We start from the raw sequence: 19,402 nt of genomic DNA, 5'->3' as shown, positions 1-19,402 counted from the left end.
TATAATATATTTGCCAAGTCTATATCTTTATTTTTCCTAGGAAATATTAAATTAAACGTTAAAGCGGAAGTGCATAACATCTCCGTCTTTTACGATATACTCTTTTCCTTCTAAACGTACTTTACCAGCTTCTTTTGCAGCTGTCATAGAGCCATTTGTCATTAAATCAGTATAAGAAACTGTTTCCGCACGAATAAATCCACGTTCAAAGTCCGTATGAATAACACCAGCACATTGTGGTGCTTTCATACCTTGTTTAAACGTCCATGCACGTACTTCTTGCACACCAGCTGTGAAGTAAGTAGCAAGTCCTAATAAGTCATATGCAGCACGAATTAATTGATCTAAACCAGATTCTTCAATACCTAGTTCTTCAAGAAATACTTTCTTCTCTTCCTCATCTAACTCAGCAATTTCTGATTCGATTTTTGCACATACAACAATTACTTGTGAATTTTCATTTGTTGCAAATTCTTTTACCATTTGTACATATTTATTGTCAGAAGGATCCATAATATCATCTTCACTTACGTTTGCTACGTATAGCATTTCTTTCGTTGTAAGTAAATGGAGGCCTTTAACAATCTTCATTTGCTCTTCTGTAAATTCAACAGTACGAGCTGGTTTTCCCTCTTCAAAAGCTTCTTTTAAACGAACTAAAATTTCATGCTCATATACAGCTTCTTTATCTTTTTGTCTTGCTAACTTCGCAACTCGTTCGATACGTTTATCAACAGATTCTAAATCCGCTAAGATTAGTTCTAAGTTAATTACTTCAATGTCATCAATTGGATCTACTTTTCCTGAAACGTGCGTAATATTTTCATCTTCAAAACAACGAACAACTTGGCAAATTGCATCTACTTGACGAATGTGAGATAAGAATTTATTTCCTAACCCTTCACCTTTACTCGCACCTTTTACGATACCTGCAATATCAGTAAATTCAAATACAGTCGGAACAGTTTTTTTCGGTTCTACTAATTCCGTTAATTTATTTAAACGCTCATCTGGTACCTCTACAACCCCTACGTTTGGATCGATTGTACAGAATGGATAGTTCGCAGATTCTGCTCCTGCTTGTGTAATTGCATTAAATAAAGTGGACTTCCCTACGTTAGGTAATCCAACAATCCCAGCCGTTAATCCCATATTTTTCACTCCTATGTCTCAATCTTTCATCATTATAGATAGTAACGAAAAAAATGACAAGTTTCCACCAAATGAAAAAAAGCAACGGCTGTCTACTGCAGCTGTTGCTGTTTCACTATTCTTCATGCTTCACAAGTATTTTTTTTACCTTGCGATCAAACTCTCTTCGAGGAATCATTACCGAATGGTCACACCCCTCGCACTTAACGCGGATATCCATTCCCATACGAATAATTTTCCAGCGATTTTCACCACATGGATGGGCTTTCTTCATTTCCACAACATCGTACAAGTTATATTGCTTTTGCTCCATTCTCTAAATCCCTCCCACTATTAAATTGCTTTTTCACTAACTAATTCTTCGCGACTATATAAAACCATACGTGGGTATGGAATTTCAATCCCATGTAAATCAAGACGATTTTTAATCTCTTTGCGAAGAGCCCTCGCAATAACTGCATGCTGCATCGGCTCAACTTCAGCAATAACACGTAATACAACTTCAGACGCTGCCAGTGTTTGAACACCTAGCAATTGAGGTGTTGTTACCATTTTCTCATATTTTTCTGGTAATTCCACTAATAAATCTTCAATCACTTGCTCCGCTCGTACTATATCACTTTCATAAGAAATAGATACATCAACAAATGCTACACTATTACTAACGGAAAAGTTCGTTACTTGTACAATACTACCATTTGGTATTATATGAATTTCACCTGTCCAGCTTTTCATCTTCGTTGTACGTAGTCCAATTTCCAAAACAGTTCCTTCAAATTGACCTATTCTTACATAATCACCTACTGAAAATTGATCCTCTAACAAAATAAATAATCCTGTAATAACATCTTTAACTAAACTTTGTGCACCAAAACCGACTGCTAAACCAATTACCCCAGCACCGGCTAATAGACCTGACGCATTAATATCAAACACACCTAAAATTGCAATTAACATAATGAACATAACAACGTATGCCACAATATTTTCAAGCAACTTCGCTACCGTAACTGTACGACGTTCTGAAATTTGAATCGGCGAACGGCTTCCCATACGAAACGCATTTCGTACAATTGCCCTCACAACTCGCACAACGATTGCACCAAGTATTAAAATAACGATTATTTTTAGTGATTTCACACCTATATTCGTCCAATCAATGGACTCAAACCATTTCAACGCTAAATCCATGTCCCTCTACCTCTCCAGCTAAAATTTCTTTTCAGTTATCCTTATTATTGTATCAGAACTCTCTCTGATTTCTGAAAAAAATTTATGACTTTAATTCCATTTGTTAACTTCCATTCAGGTATAAAATCAGACGAATATATATATACTAGTACTATTATTTCTGTTTTCATTCACAGTTTGCAAAAAGTATGCACTTATAATTTTCCATTTCAGACACCATATAACATATTGTGAAAATTTATTAAAAGGATGGGTGCTTCATGAATATTAGAAGTTTTCGCTTACCTTTTTTTGAAAAAGAAACTCAAAATGTTATGCATCATGACTTAGAAGCCTCTGAGACAATCAGCAATTTCTTACTTTCCCATATTCCCATTAAGACTAATATGCCACTCATTCTCGTTTGTATCGGAACAGACCGTTCCACCGGTGATGCACTTGGTCCATTAGTTGGTACTAAACTAGAACAAATTGAAATCAAAAACCTTCAAGTGTTCGGCACACTAGACGAACCAATACATGCACTAAACTTAGAAGAGAAAATTCAGAATATACAGAAAGAAAACCCTACTTCATTTATTATTGCTGTTGATGCATGTTTAGGAAAATCTCAAAGTATCGGTTCTATAACTACCGGAAAGGGCCCCAGTAAACCTGGAGCTGCGATGAATAAGAAATTACCTGAAATTGGTGATTTGCATATTCATGGCATCGTAAATTTAAATGGTTTCATGGAGTTTTTCGTACTTCAAAATACAAGACTAAGTTTAGTCATGAAGATGGCTGATGTAATTGCACAAAGTATAAAAGAAACAGACCAAAAATTATCTGCATTAAAAAAAGCAAACCATCTATAAACAATAAGATGGTTTGCTTTTTAATTTCCCTTTGATAATAATTCTAAAATTCGATTTAAGTCTTCTTTATTAAAAAATTCGATTTCGATTTTACCTTTTTCTTTTTTCGTTTCTTTGATCTTTACATCCGTACCAAACTTTTCTCTTAAAAATGTTTCACGCTCTACAAAAAATATATTTCTTTCTTTTTTCACTTGTTGTGTTTCACGTGAAACACGTTGATTAATTTCCTGGACAATTTGTTCCAATTGGCGAACATTCAGTCCTTCTTTTTCAATTCGCTTCAATAAAGATTTCAACTGTTCTTCATCTTTTATTGTAAGTAAAGTTCTTCCATGAGCCATTGAAAGCTGACCGTTTGCAATCATATCTTGAACAAATGAAGGGAGGCTTAACAATCGAGTATAATTTGCGATATAAGGCCTGCTTTTACCAAGACGTTTTGCTAATTGTTCTTGTGTTACATTTAGCTCGTTCATTAACATCTGATATGCCATTGCCTCTTCCATAGGATTTAAATCTTCTCGTTGTAAGTTTTCAAGCAAAGCAAATTCCATCATTTGCTGCTCATTTAATTGCCTTACGACAGCAGGCACTTTCTCAAGTCCGGCCTCTTTAGCAGCACGATATCTTCTTTCACCTGCAACTATTTCATATCCTTTAATACTCTTTCGAGCAATTAACGGTTGCAATATACCGTGTTCTTTAATAGAAGCCGCTAATTCTTGAATCGCTTCTTTATTGAAATGTTTACGTGGTTGATATGGATTCGGCCTTAATTCAGTTACTATAATCTCCTGAATCGTTTCTTCTTCTTTCACATCTAAATCCGGAAAAAAAACATTGATTCCTCTTCCTAATCCCTTAGCCACCTGCAATCACTTCCTCTGCTAAATCTAAATATACTTCTGCTCCTCTTGATTTAGCGTCATACTGCATAATTGGTTTTCCATGACTTGGTGCCTCACTTAAGCGAACATTACGAGGAATAATCGAACGATATACTTTATCCCTAAAGTATTTTTTCACTTCATCTATAACTTGAATTCCTAAATTTGTACGAGCATCCAACATCGTTAACAATACACCTTGAATTGCTAAATTTTTATTTAAATGCTTTTGCACAAGTCGAACTGTATTTAATAGCTGACTTAACCCTTCCAGCGCGTAATATTCACACTGTACAGGAATAATAACAGAATCTGCTGCTGTTAATGCATTAATCGTTAATAATCCTAAGGATGGGGGACAGTCAATAATAATATACTCATATTCATCACGAATTGGCTGTAATGCTCTTTGCAAGCGTACTTCCCGGGAAATGGTTGGTACCAATTCAATTTCAGCACCAGCCAATTGAATTGTAGCGGGTAGAACATCTAAGTTTTCAGTTGCGGTTTTCCGTATAACGCCTTGAACATCTGCATCTTCCACAAGAACATTATAAATACATTGATCTAATTCAGACTTTTCAATTCCTACACCAGTCGTTGCATTTCCTTGAGCATCAATATCTACGAGAAGGACTTTTTTTCCTACTTGTGCCAATCCAGCCCCTAAATTAACGGATGTTGTTGTTTTTCCAACACCGCCTTTTTGATTAGCGATAGCAATGATTTTTCCCACGATGTCACCTACTTTCAACCTTTCTTATTCTAGAAACAATTACGTTTATTGTAACATGAAATAAAAGTTTTTCTTTTACGTCCTTATTAAACTTCAAAATTTATTTATAAACTCCTTCTTGCTTTAACAAGAAAATATAGTAAAAGAGACCTCTCCAATAGGATAAGGTCTCTAGCACGTAATTATTTTTTCTTCGGAATTTTAATCGTAATTTGGTAGTATTCATCAAACTCTTCTTCCGCAGAATTAACATTCAAACCACTGTTAGCAACCATTTGTAATGATTGTCTAATTGTGTTCATAGCAATTCTTGCATCTCGACTTACTGCTTTTTGCTTCGCTTTGCGCTTTGGTTTTACTTCTTCTAGTAACTTTGCAATTCGTTCTTCTGTTTGCTTTACATTCAATTGCTTCTCCACAATCTCTTGTAAAACCTTCAGTTGTAATTCCTCATTTTTCAAAGGAATAAGGGCGCGAGCATGCCGTTCTGTAATACTTTTTTCTAATAATGCACTTTTGATTTCTTCAGGCAATTTTAATAATCGCAATTTATTTGCGACTGTCGATTGTCCTTTTCCAAGTCGTTGTGCCAATGCTTCTTGTGTTAAATTATGTAACTCAATCAGCTTTTGATATGCCACAGCTTCCTCAATTGCTGTTAATTCCTCACGCTGCAAATTTTCAATTAACGCTACAGAAGCTGCCTCAGTATCATTTAAATTCTTTATTATTGCAGGAACTTTTTCCCACCCTAACTTTGTTGCTGCGCGGAAACGCCTTTCCCCGGCAATAATCTCGTACTTATCATCCTCATACTGTCTCACAACAATCGGCTGGATAAGCCCATGTGTACGAATCGTTAATGCTAGCTCCTCAATACGTGCATCGTCAAAAACTGTTCGTGGTTGATAACGGTTAGGGGTAATGTTTACTATCGGAATTTCCTGTATTTCTTCATATACCTTTTTAGCTATTTCTTCATGGCTTTCGTCTTGTAATTCGAATTCGCTCTCTTTATCTCCAAAGCCAAATAAACGAGAAAACGTATTTTTCATACATATTCCACCACCTTTTAGGCCTATTGACTGTTCTACATAAAATGTTTCCTATGAAACATTTACGTTTTCATTTATATAATTTAATCTTACGTCTAATAAGATTTATTTTTCAATAGGTAATTTATTGGGCGTTCCCGGTTTGCGTGGATATTTCTTTGGTGTCTTACGCTTTTTCTCGATTAATAAAATATTACGCTCACTTTCTTCAAACGGTAATTGGAACGTAGACATTTCTTTCAATTCTCCGCCAAGTACCTCTAAAGCATATTTGCCATTTTCGATTTCTTCGTTCGCCGCTGCACCTTTCATTGCAATGAATGTTCCCCCTACTTTTACAAGTGGTAAACATAGCTCACTTAATACAGAAAGACGTGCAACTGCACGTGCCATTACAATATCGTATGCTTCACGTACACCTTCTTTTTTTCCAAATGTTTCAGCACGATCATGACAAAATGCAACATCACTTAATTCTAACTTTTGCGCTAAGTGATTTAAGAAATTAATACGTTTTTGTAATGAATCTACAATTGTTACTTTTAAGTGCGGGAAACAGATTTTTAAAGGGATACTTGGGAATCCAGCTCCTGCTCCAACATCACAAATAGAAAATGGTTTCGAAAAATCATAATAAAAAGCCGCTGTAACAGAATCAAAAAAGTGTTTTAAGTATACTTCCTCTTTCTCCGTAATAGCCGTTAAGTTCATTTTTTCATTCCACTCTACTAACGTTTCAAAGTAGATTTCGAACTGCTCTAACTGTCTAGAAGAGAGGGAAATCCCCTTCTCTTCTAGCATAGATTGAAATTGTTCTATGTTCATCTAGCAATATCTCCTTACTATGTTATTGTTTCGATACTCGTGCAATTTTTCCTTGTTCAATGTAAATAAGCAAAATAGAAACATCAGCTGGATTTACGCCAGAAATACGTGAAGCTTGCCCCATCGAAAGTGGACGAACATCTTTCAATTTCTGTCTCGCTTCTGTGGCAAGGCTAGAAATCGCATCATAATCAATATCCACAGGGATTTTTTTGTTTTCCATTTTCTTCATACGTTCTACTTGCTGTAAAGATTTCTCGATATATCCTTCATACTTAATCTGAATTTCAACTTGTTCTGTAATTTCATCATTTAATTCTAATTCACTTGGTACTAAAAGATGAATATGCTCATATGTCATCTCTGGACGACGTAATAAGTCACTTGCACGTATTCCATCTTTCAATTCGCTTCCACCAATACTACGAATTAATTCTTGAACTTCAGGACGCGGTTTAATAAAAATACTCTCTAACCGTTCCTTTTCCTGTTCAATTTGTAGTTTTTTATTTGTAAATCTCTCATAACGATCTTCTTTAATTAAACCAATTTCACGCCCAACCTCAGTTAGACGAAGATCTGCATTATCATGGCGTAGTAATAAACGATATTCTGCACGAGACGTTAATAAACGGTATGGTTCATTTGTGCCTTTTGTTACAAGATCATCAATTAAGACACCAATATATGCATCAGCGCGTCCTAAAATAACTTCTTTTTTACCTAAAGAACGACACGCTGCATTAATCCCAGCCATAAGCCCTTGTCCTGCCGCTTCTTCGTAACCAGAAGTTCCATTAATTTGTCCTGCTGTATATAAATTTTTAATTTTTTTCGTTTCAAGTGTTGGCCATAGTTGAGTTGGTACAATTGCATCATATTCAATTGCATAACCCGTACGCATCATTTCAACATTTTCCAGGCCAGGAATTGTTCTAAGCATTGCACGCTGTACATCTTCTGGTAAACTCGTCGATAAGCCTTGTACATATACTTCTTGCGTATTACGTCCTTCTGGCTCTAAGAAAATTTGATGACGTGGTTTATCATTAAATCTTACTACCTTGTCTTCAATTGAAGGGCAATATCTAGGCCCTGTTCCTTTAATCATACCAGAATACATAGCTGAGCGATGTAAGTTTTCATCTATTAAACGATGTGTTTCTGTACTTGTATACGTTAACCAACATGGAATTTGATCCATAATGAATTTTGTCGTTTCAAAAGAGAAAGCACGTGGCTTATCATCACCTGGTTGAATTTCTGTTTTACTATAATCAATCGTATTACTGTTTACACGCGGAGGTGTACCTGTTTTAAATCTAACAAGATCAAAACCAAGTTCCTCTAAGTGTTCAGATAACGTAATAGATGGTTGCTGATTATTTGGACCACTTGAATATTTTAAATCTCCCATAATAATCTCACCACGTAAAAATGTTCCCGTTGTAATTACAACTGTTTTCGCTGTGTATTCGGCACCAGCTTGTGTAATTACCCCTTTACATACACCATCTTCAACAATTAAACGCTCTACCAGACCTTGAAACAACGTTAAGTTTGGTGTTTCTTCAATTGTTTTCTTTAACTCATGCTGGTAAGAGAATTTATCAGCTTGTGCACGAAGCGCGCGTACTGCTGGTCCTTTACCCGTATTTAACATACGCATTTGAATATGTGTTTTATCAATATTGCGTCCCATTTCTCCGCCTAATGCATCAATTTCACGAACAACAATCCCTTTTGCTGGTCCACCAACAGAAGGGTTACATGGCATGAACGCTACCATATCTAAGTTAATTGTTAACATTAATGTTTTTGAGCCCATTCGTGCTGCCGCAAGACCAGCTTCACATCCTGCATGACCTGCACCGATTACTATGACATCATATGAACCGGCATTGTATCCCATTGTTTATTCCTCCTAATAACCTCTATCTTACTAAATCATCTCTGATTAAAGTTTCACTTTATTTTCCTAAACAAAATTGAGAGAACAATTGGTCAATTAAGCTTTCATGGACAGTATCACCAGTAATTTCACCAAGTATTTCCCACGTTCTTGTTAAATCAATTTGAACCATATCAATCGGAACACCATTTTCTATCGCTTCAATTGCATCATTAATTGTTTTTCCTGCTTGTGTTAATAATCCGATATGTCTTGCATTAGACACGTATGTCATATCCGCAGAATCAATTGTTCCTTCAAAGAATAAATCAGCTATTGCCTTTTCAAGCTCATCTATTCCTTGCTCCTCAATTAACGATGTTGTAATAACACGATTGCCTACCGCTAAATCTGTAACACGTTCCATATCAATTTCTTGCGGTAAATCTGTCTTATTTACAATGACAATGAAATCTTTTCCTTGTACGGCACGGAATAGATCCTCATCTTCATTTGTTAAAGCCTCGCTATAGTTCACTACAATTAACACTAAGTCTGCTTGGCTCATCATTTCCTTCGAACGCTCTACACCAATTCGTTCAACAACATCTTCCGTTTCACGAATTCCGGCTGTATCTATAAGTTTAAGTGGTACACCACGCACATTAACGTACTCTTCAATAACATCACGAGTTGTTCCTGCAATATCAGTTACAATTGCCTTTTTCTCCTGAACAAGACTATTTAATAGCGATGATTTCCCAACGTTAGGTCTACCGATAATCGCGGTAGAAATGCCTTCACGTAAAATCTTTCCTTGCTTCGATGTTTCTAATACCTTTTTAATTTCAGCACGGACATGTGTAGCTTTCTCAATTAACATATTATGCGTCATCTCTTCTACATCATCATATTCTGGGTAATCTATATTCACCTCAATATGAGCTAATGTTTCTAATATTTCTTGACGCAGATGGCCGATTAATTTAGATAATCGTCCTTCCATTTGGTTAATCGCTACATTCATAGCACGATCTGTTTTCGCACGGATTAAGTCCATAACAGCTTCTGCTTGTGACAAATCAATACGTCCATTTAAAAAAGCACGTTTTGTAAATTCACCAGGCTCTGCCAGTCGTACTCCTTGTGCTAAAATAAGCTGTAATACTTTATTTACCGAAACAAGTCCACCATGACAGTTAATTTCTACTATATTTTCACGCGTAAAAGTTCTTGGTGCACGCATAATGGATACCATAACTTCTTCAATAACTTGATTTGTATCTAAATCGACAATATGACCATAATGAATTGTATGAGAAGAAACCTGTGTTAAATCCTTCCCTTTAAAAATACGATCGACTTTCTCAATCGCATCATCCCCACTTACTCGAACAATGGCAATTGCACCTTCCCCAAGTGCTGTGGAAATTGCGGCAATTGTATCAAATTCCATGTCCTTTCACCTCACTTGCTTATTTATCTCTATTTCAACATGAATTTTTTCCGTCACTAAATTATTAGGATACCATAACGAACCTATCTACAAAAGAATAATAACTCATTTTATTATGTCCTTATGTAAAAAACACTAAACTTATTCACAGTGGATAAATTTAGTGTTTTTTAGTTATCCACATTTATTTTCTCCTCAAAAAAACCGGCACTCAATTGAGTAACCGGTCACTTGGAAGATATTACAACATACCGATGTGGTTCTTTCCCTTCAGAAGTTGTAATGATATTTTGATGATTAGATAATGCTTGGTGAATAATTTTTCGTTCAAAAGAAGGCATTGGTTCTAGAACAACTCTTTTTTTCGTACTAACTACTTGTTTTGCCAATCGATAAGAAAGAGATTCTAACGTATTTTTTCTTTTACTACGATAGTTTTCAGCATCCAGTGTAATACCAATATATTGCTTTGTATTACGATTCGCAACAAGTTTTGTTAAATACTGTAAGGAATTCAATGTATTACCTCTTTTACCAATTAAAACACCAATGTTTTCACCATAAATTGTAAATTCAACTTCGCGTCCTTTTACAATTTTTCTAATCTCAACTTCCACACCCATATTTTGAACAACATTTTTTAAATATTCTTCACATTCTTGGATTGGATCTTTTTTCAATACAACTTCTACTACAGCGAGGCGATTCCCAAATAAACCTAGGAATCCCCTCTTACCCTCATCGATAATATTTATATCTACTCGATCTTTCGAAACATTTAATTGTCTTAAAGCATCTTGTACTGCCAGCTCGACTGTTTGTCCTTTAGCAGTAATCATACTCACTTGCTTGATCCTCCTGCCTTACTAGCCTTAATTTCAGGCCCTTTGATCATATACATTTGAGCGATACCAAAGATATTACCAACTACCCAGTACAATGATAGTGCTGCTGGGAAGTTAATTGCAAAGACTAAAATCATAATTGGCATAAGCCAAATCATCATTGCCATTTGCGGATTTTGCCCAGCTGTTCCTGCCATTGCAAGCTTTTGCTGAATAAAAGTCGTAATAGCCGCAACGATTGGAAGGATATAGTAAGGATCTGCCTGTCCTAAATCAAACCATAAAAATGTATGTTTACTAATTTCTGCCGTTCTCATAATCGCATGATAAAAAGCGAATAGGATAGGCATCTGAACAAATATTGGTAAACATCCTGCTAATGGATTTACACCATTTTTTTGATACAACTGCATCATTTCTTGTTGTAATTTTTGTTGTGTTGCTTGATCTTTTGAGCTGTACTTTTCTTTTAATTTCACCATTTCTGGTTGTAACGCCTGCATTGCTTTCGTACTCTTCGTTTGTTTAATCATTAATGGTAATAATGCAAAACGAATGATAAGAGTTGTAACAACGATTGCTAAACCATAATTACTACCAAATAAATTTGCAAAATACGTGATTAACTGAGAAAGCGGGTATACGAAATATTCATTCCAAATCCCAGTGCTTTTCGGTGTAATCGGCTGATTTGTTTCACTACAGCCGGTAGCGATTGCCATTAACATAATAACCATGGCTAATAAACCTAGTTTCTTTTTCAAAGCCTGATCCTCCTTGTTTCGGTATGTATATAGTGTAATTCATTTCCTTACGCTACTTTTTTATTCTTTTCATACCAGAGCGTTTAAAGACATGAATTAAGCTTTTCTTTAACTCTTCATATGTCATCTCTGCACAAGGCTTCCTTGCTATTATAACAAAATCTTTTCCAGAATCTATCTCATCTTTTAATTCTATAATCGATTGGCGAATCATACGCTTAATTCGATTACGAACTACTGCATTTCCTATTTTCTTACTAACAGAAAGACCAATGCGAAAATGCGGCTGTTTTTCTTTATCTAATTTGTATACAACAAACTGGCGATTGGCATTCGATTGTCCTTTTTGGAAAACAGCCTGGAATTCATCATTCTTTTTTATACGATTTTTTTTCTTCATATCATTTGACACTCCTGTATTTCATCAGCGGAAACTCATTATTATTAGAAAAAAAGACCACTGAACGTTCAGTGGTCTACGCAGATAATACTTTTCTTCCTTTACGACGACGAGCTGCTAGCACTCTACGTCCGTTTGCTGTGCTCATACGGCTGCGGAAACCATGTACTTTGCTGCGCTTACGTTTATTTGGTTGGTAAGTTCTTTTCATTATATGACACCTCCCTGAGGAATATCTGTTAAAGACAGTCTAATAAATTATAGTAAATCAAATAGGAAAATGTCAATGGTTCTTGAAATTTTCATCAAATATTCATTTTTAACCTATTCACACACTTTTTCACAGTTCCTATATTTCCTTGTGGATAAATATATTTTCTCTTTTTTGTATCCACAAACTCTTTTTTTACTTTTACACAGTATATCGTGTTGTGGACAAGTTTATTCCACAAGGTATTGATTTTGTGGATAACTTTCCTAAATTCATTGCTATAGCTGCTTTTTTTTGATATTATAGTTGTGTTTTCACTTTGAATAAGTTTTCCACACCTTTATTTTATCCACAAATTGTGCATAACATGTGGATACTTTAAATCACATGTGGGTAAATAGTTGTCCACACTTGTTTTTTTGTCGAAAACTCTATCTCGGATACTAACGACGTTTTTATATTTTAAAATACGTTTCGTATAAATATGCATTAAAAATATTTACAGGTTGTACAATTGTTGCGCAACCTTATTCTTTTACCATCTTTGTAAAGGAGGGACACCTTTGGAAAATATCTCTGATTTATGGAATAGTGCCTTAAAAGAATTAGAAAAAAAGGTAAGCAAGCCAAGTTATGAAACCTGGTTAAAATCAACAACTGCTCATAACTTGAAAAAAGATGTATTAACTATTACAGCTCCAAATGAATTCGCTCGTGACTGGCTAGAATCTCATTATTCGGAACTAATCTCCGAAACACTTTATGATTTAACAGGGGCAAAACTAGCTATTCGTTTTATCATTCCCCAAAGTCAGGCAGAAGAGGATATAGATCTCCCTTCTGTTAGGCAAAAACACGCACATGATGAGTCTAATCACTTACCACAGAGTATGTTAAACCCAAAATATACATTTGATACATTTGTTATTGGCTCTGGTAATCGTTTTGCACATGCTGCTTCTTTAGCTGTAGCTGAGGCACCAGCTAAAGCCTATAATCCGCTCTTTATTTACGGGGGCGTTGGACTTGGAAAAACACATTTAATGCACGCAATTGGGCATTATGTAATTGAACACAACCCGAATGCAAAAGTTGTATATTTATCCTCTGAAAAATTTACAAATGAATTTATTAACTCAATTCGTGATAATAAAGCTGTCGATTTTCGTAATAAATATCGTAATGTAGATGTCTTATTGATAGATGATATTCAATTTCTTGCTGGAAAAGAACAAACACAGGAAGAGTTTTTCCATACATTTAATGCATTACATGAAGAAAGTAAACAAATTGTGATTTCAAGCGATAGACCACCAAAAGAAATCCCAACTTTAGAAGATCGCCTTCGTTCTCGCTTTGAATGGGGGTTAATTACGGACATTACGCCACCAGATTTAGAAACTAGAATCGCAATTTTACGTAAAAAAGCAAAAGCAGAAGGTCTTGATATACCAAATGAAGTTATGCTTTATATTGCAAATCAAATCGATTCAAATATTCGTGAACTAGAGGGTGCACTTATTCGAGTTGTAGCTTATTCATCTTTAATTAATAAAGATATGAATGCTGATTTAGCGGCTGAAGCGCTTAAAAATATTATTCCAAACTCTATACCTAGAATTATTTCTATTTCTGATATTCAAAAGGCTGTTGGGGGCGTCTATCAAGTAAAGTTAGAAGATTTCAAAGCAAAAAAACGGACAAAATCCGTTGCATTCCCTCGCCAAATTGCGATGTATTTATCACGTGAACTTACGGACTCATCTTTGCCAAAAATAGGTGAAGAATTTGGTGGCCGCGATCATACAACAGTAATCCATGCTCACGAAAAAATTTCGAAGCTATTAAAAACGGATACTCAATTACAAAAACACGTTGAAGAAATTAAGGATATTTTAAAATAGTAGTAGCTGAATAGTGTGAATAACTTAGCTTGTTTTACGCACAGTCTATCCACATGTAGATAGACTGTTTTTACATCTTTAAATAGGGTTATCCACATATCCACAGGCCCTATTACTATTACTACTACTTTTTTATCTTTATTAAATAAATAAAATCTTATACTTACCGGAGGTTTTTCGTTATGCGTTTTACAATACAAAAAGACTATCTTGTAAGAAGTGTACAAGATGTAATGAAGGCAATTTCTTCTCGTACAACAATTCCAATTCTTACAGGGATTAAAGTTGTAGCAACTGAAGAAGGAGTTACTTTAACAGGTAGTGATGCAGACATCTCTATCGAATCATTTATCCCAGTCGAAGATGCTGGAAAAGAAATTGTGGAAATTGAGCAATCAGGAAGTATTATTTTACAAGCAAAATATTTTAGTGAGATCGTAAAAAAATTACCTAAAGAAACTGTCGAAATTTCTGTGGAAAATCATTTTATGACAAAAATAAAATCTGGAAAATCAGAGTTCAACTTGAATGGTTTAGATGCTGCTGAATATCCGTTATTACCACAAATCGAAGAACATCATGTATTTAAGCTTCCAACAGATTTACTAAAACACATGATTCGTCAAACAGTATTTGCAGTTTCAAGTTCTGAAACAAGACCGATCTTGACAGGTGTAAACTGGAAGGTATATAACAGCGAGCTAACTTGCATTGCAACAGATAGTCACAGGCTAGCACTTCGTAAAGCAAAAATCGAAGGGTATAATATTGCCGATGAATTTCAAGCGAATGTCGTTATTCCTGGTAAAAGCTTAAATGAATTAAGTAAAATTCTAGATGAGTCTGAAGAAATGGTAGATATCGTTATTACGGAGTATCAAGTATTATTCCGTACAAAACATTTATTATTCTTCTCAAGATTATTAGAAGGAAATTATCCAGATACAACGCGTTTGATTCCAGCTGAAAGTAAAACTGATATTTTTGTGAATACAAAAGAATTTTTACAAGCGATTGATCGTGCGTCGCTATTAGCAAGAGATGGTCGTAACAACGTTGTTAAATTATCAACATTAGAACAACAGATGTTAGAGATTTCTTCGAATGCACCAGAAATCGGAAAAGTAGTAGAAGAGGTTCAATGTGAAAATGTAGATGGAGAAGAATTAAAAATATCTTTTAGTGCAAAATATATGATGGACGCATTAAAAGCTTTAGATAGTACAGAAATTAAAGTTAGTTTTACTGGAGCGATGAGACCGTTTTTAATTCGCACAGTAAATGATAATTCTATTATCCAGTTAATTTTACCAGTCCGTACTTACTGAGTGAGGATTAAGGGTTGCTAGTGTAAAGGTACTAGTGACCCTTATTTGATTTGTAGGGTATTACTTTCCTAATGCTAGTTTATTTAGTACAATGAAAGAATGAACACTTTCAGAAAGTGAGCGATTTTATGAAACTTATTAAGATTTCAACAGAATACATTACACTAGGACAATTTTTAAAGTTAGCTGATGTAATTGATACAGGTGGCGCTGTGAAATGGTTCTTACAAGAATATGAAGTATACGTGAATCAAGAACTTGAAAATAGAAGAGGCCGAAAGTTATATGCAAATGATATTGTTGAAATTCCGGGAAGCGGAACTTTCCAAGTTCAGGCATAAAGGGGGATCCCTTTGTTTATTACAGAGATACAATTAAAAAACTATCGCAATTATGAGCATTTAGAGCTTTCCTTTGAGGATAAAGTCAATGTAATTATTGGTGAAAATGCGCAAGGGAAAACGAATCTGATGGAAGCTATTTATGTATTGGCGATGGCGAAATCCCATAGAACTTCGAACGATCGTGAACTCATTCGTTGGGATGAGGATTATGGTAATATAAAAGGTAGATTACAAAGGCGAAATAGCTCATTATCCTTAGAATTAAATATTTCAAAAAAAGGTAAAAAGGCAAAGTTAAATCAGTTAGAACAACAAAAATTGAGCCAGTATATTGGTGAAATGAATGTTGTTATGTTTGCCCCAGAAGATTTAAATCTTGTAAAAGGAAGCCCTCAAGTACGAAGACGCTTTTTGGATATGGAACTTGGACAAATAGCTCCGGTCTATTTGTATGAATTAAGTCAATATCAAAAGGTACTCACGCAACGAAATCATTTACTTAAGAAGATGCAAGGGAATAGTAAAAATGAGGAAACGATGTTGGATGTATTTACACTTCAACTTATTGAGCATGGTGCAAAAATTTTGCGAAAACGTTTTGAGTTTTTGCATTTACTACAAGAATGGGCTGCTCCAATTCACCGCGGGATTAGCAGGGGATTAGAGGAGTTAGAAATTGTTTATAAACCAAGTGTAGATGTATCAGAATCAATGGATTTGTCGAAAATAAAAGAAGTATACTATGAAAGTTTTCAATCTGTGAAACAACGTGAAATTTTTCGTGGTACAACTTTACTAGGTCCTCATCGTGATGATTTACACTTCTTCGTTAATAGTAAAAATGTTCAAGTCTTTGGTTCACAAGGACAACAACGAACAACCGCACTATCCCTAAAATTGGCTGAAATTGAATTGATATACTCAGAGGTTAAGGAATATCCAATCCTTTTACTAGATGATGTGTTATCAGAATTAGATGATTATCGCCAATCGCATCTGCTAAATACAATTCAAGGAAAAGTACAAACCTTTGTGACGACGACGAGTGTCGACGGAATTGAACACGAAACATTGAAAGAAGCGAAAACAATTCATGTAACGAACGGCACGGTAGATTGTGAAATAGACAGGAAATAATTTCTGTTTAAATGGAAAAGTAGGTGATCTTTGTGTCAATGGAACAAAAGCAAATGCAGGAAAATGCATATGATGAAAGTCAGATCCAGGTGTTAGAAGGACTGGAAGCGGTTCGTAAGCGTCCTGGTATGTATATCGGTTCTACAAGTGGAAAAGGTCTTCATCACCTCGTATGGGAAATAGTTGATAACAGTATTGACGAAGCTTTAGCGGGATATTGTGATGAAATTAATATCAGTATTGAAGAAGATAATAGTATTGTTGTAACAGATGATGGTCGTGGTATCCCAGTTGGTATTCAAGAGAAAATGGGACGTCCCGCTGTAGAAGTTATTATGACGGTACTCCATGCCGGTGGTAAGTTTGGCGGTGGCGGTTATAAAGTCTCCGGTGGTTTGCATGGAGTAGGTGCATCTGTTGTAAATGCTTTATCAATAGAATTAGAGGTATTTGTACATCGAGATGGAAAAATACACTATCAAAAATATGAACGTGGGATCCCGGCTGCGGATTTAAAAGTAATAGGTGAAACTGATCGTACAGGAACGATCACACGCTTTAAGCCAGATGCAGAAATTTTTACAGAGACGACAGAATACGAATTTGATACATTAGCTACTCGTATGCGTGAGTTGGCGTTTTTAAATCGTAATATTAAATTAACAATTGAAGATAAGCGTGAACATAAGCAAAAGAAAGAATTCCATTATGAAGGTGGAATTAAATCATATGTTGAACATTTAAATCGTTCAAAACAACCGATTCATGAAGAACCTGTATATGTTGACGGTTCAAAAGATGGGATTCAGGTTGAGGTTGCTCTTCAATATAACGAAGGCTATACAAATCATATTTATTCATTTACAAATAATATTCATACGTATGAGGGCGGTACACATGAGGTAGGTTTTAAGACTGCTCTAACACGTGTAATTAACGATTATGGTCGTAAAAATAATATTTTAAAAGATGCGGATAGTAATTTAACTGGTGAAGATGTTCGTGAAGGTTTAACGGCAATCGTGTCAATTAAGCATCCAAATCCACAATTTGAAGGACAAACAAAGACGAAACTTGGAAATAGTGAAGCAAGAACGATTACAGAGTCTGTATTCTCAGAGGCGTTTGAAAAGTTCTTACTAGAAAACCCCAATGTTGCACGTAAAATTATAGATAAAGGGACTATGGCAGCACGTGCACGTGTAGCGGCTAAAAAAGCTCGTGAACTAACGCGCCGAAAGAGTGCTTTAGAAGTTTCAAGTTTACCAGGGAAGCTAGCTGATTGTTCTTCTAAAGATCCAGCAATTAGCGAAATTTATATCGTGGAGGGTGACTCTGCGGGCGGATCTGCAAAACAAGGACGCGATCGTCATTTCCAAGCGATTTTACCACTGAAGGGTAAAATTATTAACGTTGAAAAGGCACGTTTAGATAAGATTTTATCAAATGATGAAGTTCGTACAATTATTACAGCAATAGGTACAAATATTGGTGGGGATTTTGCTATTGAAAAAGCTCGCTATCATAAAGTTATTATTATGACAGATGCCGATGTTGATGGTGCACATATTCGTACCCTATTATTAACGTTCTTCTATCGTTATATGCGTCAAATTATTGAGTGTGGTTACATATATATCGCACAGCCACCGTTGTTTAAAGTCCAACAAGGTAAAAAAATTCAATATGCTTATAACAATAAAGAACTTGAAAAAATACTTGCTGAATTACCAGCTCAACCTAAGCCTGGGATTCAGCGTTATAAAGGTCTAGGGGAAATGAATCCAACTCAGTTGTGGGAGACGACAATGGACCCAGAAGTACGTTCGTTACTTCAAGTTTCCCTTAAAGATGCAATTGAAGCGGATGAAACATTTGAAATTTTAATGGGTGATAAAGTAGAGCCGCGTCGTAACTTTATCCAAGAAAATGCAAAATACGTGAAAAACCTTGATATTTAAGTGAGTAATGACAGGAATCTAAGTATTCCTGTCTTCTACATATAAATCAATGTATGTGTAACGGAAATGTAAGAGGAGGTGCTCGTTGATGTCAGACAATCAACAACAAGCACGAATTCGAGAAATTAATATTAGTCATGAAATGCGTACCTCATTTTTAGATTACGCAATGAGTGTTATCGTGTCTCGTGCATTACCAGATGTTCGTGATGGATTAAAGCCGGTTCATCGTAGGGTTTTATATGCGATGAATGATTTAGGAATTACAGCTGATAAAGCATATAAGAAGTCGGCGCGTATTGTCGGCGAAGTAATTGGTAAGTATCACCCGCACGGTGATTCAGCTGTTTATGAAACAATGGTACGTATGGCGCAAGATTTTAGTCAACGTTACATGCTTGTTGATGGACATGGTAATTTCGGTTCTGTTGATGGAGATTCAGCGGCAGCAATGC

Annotated in this window: 20 protein-coding genes (1 of these 20 only partly in view); 7 read left to right on the top strand and 13 right to left on the bottom strand. The window is 35.4% G+C overall.

Features of this window, described 5'->3' with window-relative positions; translation table 11 throughout:
* Positions 1-51 precede the first annotated feature (51 nt).
* The 3 genes from ychF to ACE38F_RS01700 form a co-directional block, all read right to left on the bottom strand.
* Positions 52-1,152: a redox-regulated ATPase YchF gene (gene ychF, locus ACE38F_RS01710; RefSeq protein ID WP_215554916.1), complete on the bottom strand. Its 1,101-nt coding sequence runs from the start codon at positions 1,150-1,152 to the stop codon at positions 52-54.
* A 115-nt stretch (positions 1,153-1,267) separates the two neighbouring features.
* Positions 1,268-1,465 (bottom strand): DUF951 domain-containing protein, encoded by a 198-nt coding sequence (locus ACE38F_RS01705; protein ID WP_000436054.1) that lies wholly within the window; start codon positions 1,463-1,465, stop codon positions 1,268-1,270.
* A gap of 20 nt (positions 1,466-1,485) precedes the next feature.
* The gene (locus ACE38F_RS01700) at positions 1,486-2,343 is read right to left on the bottom strand and encodes a mechanosensitive ion channel family protein (protein ID WP_002144563.1); all 858 of its coding nucleotides are present in this window, start codon (positions 2,341-2,343) and stop codon (positions 1,486-1,488) included.
* Between the two features lie 260 nt (positions 2,344-2,603).
* Here ACE38F_RS01700 and yyaC point away from each other — a divergent pair, with 260 nt between their 5' ends.
* Positions 2,604-3,200 (top strand): spore protease YyaC, encoded by a 597-nt coding sequence (gene yyaC, locus ACE38F_RS01695; RefSeq protein WP_002089953.1) that lies wholly within the window; start codon positions 2,604-2,606, stop codon positions 3,198-3,200.
* Positions 3,201-3,220: 20 nt separating this feature from the next.
* Here the strand turns inward: yyaC and spo0J are convergent, their stop codons facing one another.
* The 10 genes from spo0J to rpmH form a co-directional block, all read right to left on the bottom strand.
* Complete coding sequence (gene spo0J / locus ACE38F_RS01690) at positions 3,221-4,072, bottom strand: stage 0 sporulation protein Spo0J (RefSeq protein ID WP_171902578.1); 852 nt, start codon at positions 4,070-4,072, stop codon at positions 3,221-3,223.
* The gene (gene soj / locus ACE38F_RS01685; protein WP_002113231.1) at positions 4,065-4,826 is read right to left on the bottom strand and encodes a sporulation initiation inhibitor protein Soj; all 762 of its coding nucleotides are present in this window, start codon (positions 4,824-4,826) and stop codon (positions 4,065-4,067) included. Before soj ends, spo0J begins: the two co-directional genes overlap by 8 nt.
* Positions 4,827-5,008: 182 nt before the next feature.
* Positions 5,009-5,881, bottom strand: a complete 873-nt coding sequence (gene noc, locus ACE38F_RS01680) for a nucleoid occlusion protein (RefSeq protein WP_375371048.1) — start codon at positions 5,879-5,881, stop codon at positions 5,009-5,011.
* A 105-nt stretch (positions 5,882-5,986) separates the two neighbouring features.
* Positions 5,987-6,706, bottom strand: coding sequence for a 16S rRNA (guanine(527)-N(7))-methyltransferase RsmG (gene rsmG / locus ACE38F_RS01675; RefSeq protein ID WP_002089956.1), 720 nt, complete (start codon positions 6,704-6,706; stop codon positions 5,987-5,989).
* Between the two features lie 22 nt (positions 6,707-6,728).
* Complete coding sequence (gene mnmG, locus ACE38F_RS01670; protein WP_375371047.1) at positions 6,729-8,618, bottom strand: tRNA uridine-5-carboxymethylaminomethyl(34) synthesis enzyme MnmG; 1,890 nt, start codon at positions 8,616-8,618, stop codon at positions 6,729-6,731.
* 58 nt (positions 8,619-8,676) lie between these two features.
* Complete coding sequence (gene mnmE, locus ACE38F_RS01665) at positions 8,677-10,053, bottom strand: tRNA uridine-5-carboxymethylaminomethyl(34) synthesis GTPase MnmE (RefSeq protein ID WP_215554919.1); 1,377 nt, start codon at positions 10,051-10,053, stop codon at positions 8,677-8,679.
* A 227-nt stretch (positions 10,054-10,280) separates the two neighbouring features.
* Positions 10,281-10,898, bottom strand: coding sequence for an RNA-binding cell elongation regulator Jag/EloR (gene jag, locus ACE38F_RS01660; RefSeq protein WP_215554920.1), 618 nt, complete (start codon positions 10,896-10,898; stop codon positions 10,281-10,283).
* A complete protein-coding gene (gene spoIIIJ, locus ACE38F_RS01655) occupies positions 10,895-11,662 on the bottom strand; it encodes a YidC family membrane integrase SpoIIIJ (RefSeq protein WP_215554921.1) in 768 nt (255 codons plus the stop codon). The genes jag and spoIIIJ overlap by 4 nt, the downstream gene beginning before the upstream one ends.
* Positions 11,663-11,714: 52 nt before the next feature.
* On the bottom strand, positions 11,715-12,062 hold the full coding sequence (gene rnpA / locus ACE38F_RS01650) for a ribonuclease P protein component (RefSeq protein ID WP_002089963.1): 348 nt from the start codon (positions 12,060-12,062) through the stop codon (positions 11,715-11,717).
* 76 nt (positions 12,063-12,138) lie between these two features.
* Complete coding sequence (gene rpmH, locus ACE38F_RS01645) at positions 12,139-12,273, bottom strand: 50S ribosomal protein L34 (protein ID WP_002068706.1); 135 nt, start codon at positions 12,271-12,273, stop codon at positions 12,139-12,141.
* Between the two features lie 563 nt (positions 12,274-12,836).
* Between rpmH and dnaA the strand changes: the two genes are divergently transcribed.
* The 6 genes from dnaA to gyrA form a co-directional block, all read left to right on the top strand.
* On the top strand, positions 12,837-14,177 hold the full coding sequence (gene dnaA, locus ACE38F_RS01640; protein WP_215554922.1) for a chromosomal replication initiator protein DnaA: 1,341 nt from the start codon (positions 12,837-12,839) through the stop codon (positions 14,175-14,177).
* A 182-nt stretch (positions 14,178-14,359) separates the two neighbouring features.
* A complete protein-coding gene (dnaN, locus tag ACE38F_RS01635) occupies positions 14,360-15,505 on the top strand; it encodes a DNA polymerase III subunit beta (protein ID WP_215554923.1) in 1,146 nt (381 codons plus the stop codon).
* 128 nt (positions 15,506-15,633) lie between these two features.
* Entirely contained in the window at positions 15,634-15,846 is a 213-nt protein-coding gene (gene yaaA / locus ACE38F_RS01630) for a S4 domain-containing protein YaaA (protein WP_002016484.1), read from the top strand.
* Between the two features lie 12 nt (positions 15,847-15,858).
* Positions 15,859-16,986 (top strand): DNA replication/repair protein RecF, encoded by a 1,128-nt coding sequence (gene recF / locus ACE38F_RS01625; protein WP_016106803.1) that lies wholly within the window; start codon positions 15,859-15,861, stop codon positions 16,984-16,986.
* Between the two features lie 38 nt (positions 16,987-17,024).
* Entirely contained in the window at positions 17,025-18,947 is a 1,923-nt protein-coding gene (gene gyrB / locus ACE38F_RS01620) for a DNA topoisomerase (ATP-hydrolyzing) subunit B (protein ID WP_375371046.1), read from the top strand.
* A gap of 88 nt (positions 18,948-19,035) precedes the next feature.
* Positions 19,036-19,402: the beginning of a DNA gyrase subunit A gene (gene gyrA / locus ACE38F_RS01615; RefSeq protein ID WP_375371045.1), read on the top strand. Its footprint extends 2,108 nt past the window's final position; 367 of the gene's 2,475 nt are visible here — the first part of the coding sequence; it begins with the start codon at positions 19,036-19,038; its stop codon lies beyond the right edge, outside the window.

The organism is Bacillus altaicus, from assembly GCF_042136375.2.
Taxonomy (GTDB): Bacteria; Bacillota; Bacilli; order Bacillales; family Bacillaceae_G; genus Bacillus_A; species Bacillus_A cereus_U.
Note: the sequence above shows the minus strand (reverse complement) of the source record. Positions and strands in the feature narration are given on the sequence as shown.

Bases quoted from the DNA above. Each gene is read 5' to 3' on its own strand.
- rpmH (WP_002068706.1), bottom strand. From the start codon at position 12,273: ATGAAAAGAACTTACCAACCAAATAAACGTAAGCGCAGCAAAGTACAT.
- yyaC (WP_002089953.1), top strand. From the start codon at position 2,604: ATGAATATTAGAAGTTTTCGCTTACCTTTTTTTGAAAAAGAAACTCAA.
- gyrB (WP_375371046.1), top strand. From the start codon at position 17,025: ATGGAACAAAAGCAAATGCAGGAAAATGCATATGATGAAAGTCAGATC.
- dnaN (WP_215554923.1), top strand. From the start codon at position 14,360: ATGCGTTTTACAATACAAAAAGACTATCTTGTAAGAAGTGTACAAGAT.
- mnmE (WP_215554919.1), bottom strand. From the start codon at position 10,053: ATGGAATTTGATACAATTGCCGCAATTTCCACAGCACTTGGGGAAGGT.
- mnmG (WP_375371047.1), bottom strand. From the start codon at position 8,618: ATGGGATACAATGCCGGTTCATATGATGTCATAGTAATCGGTGCAGGT.
- ACE38F_RS01700 (WP_002144563.1), bottom strand. From the start codon at position 2,343: ATGGATTTAGCGTTGAAATGGTTTGAGTCCATTGATTGGACGAATATA.
- rsmG (WP_002089956.1), bottom strand. From the start codon at position 6,706: ATGAACATAGAACAATTTCAATCTATGCTAGAAGAGAAGGGGATTTCC.
- rnpA (WP_002089963.1), bottom strand. From the start codon at position 12,062: ATGAAGAAAAAAAATCGTATAAAAAAGAATGATGAATTCCAGGCTGTT.
- ychF (WP_215554916.1), bottom strand. From the start codon at position 1,152: ATGGGATTAACGGCTGGGATTGTTGGATTACCTAACGTAGGGAAGTCC.
- noc (WP_375371048.1), bottom strand. From the start codon at position 5,881: ATGAAAAATACGTTTTCTCGTTTATTTGGCTTTGGAGATAAAGAGAGC.
- yaaA (WP_002016484.1), top strand. From the start codon at position 15,634: ATGAAACTTATTAAGATTTCAACAGAATACATTACACTAGGACAATTT.
- ACE38F_RS01705 (WP_000436054.1), bottom strand. From the start codon at position 1,465: ATGGAGCAAAAGCAATATAACTTGTACGATGTTGTGGAAATGAAGAAA.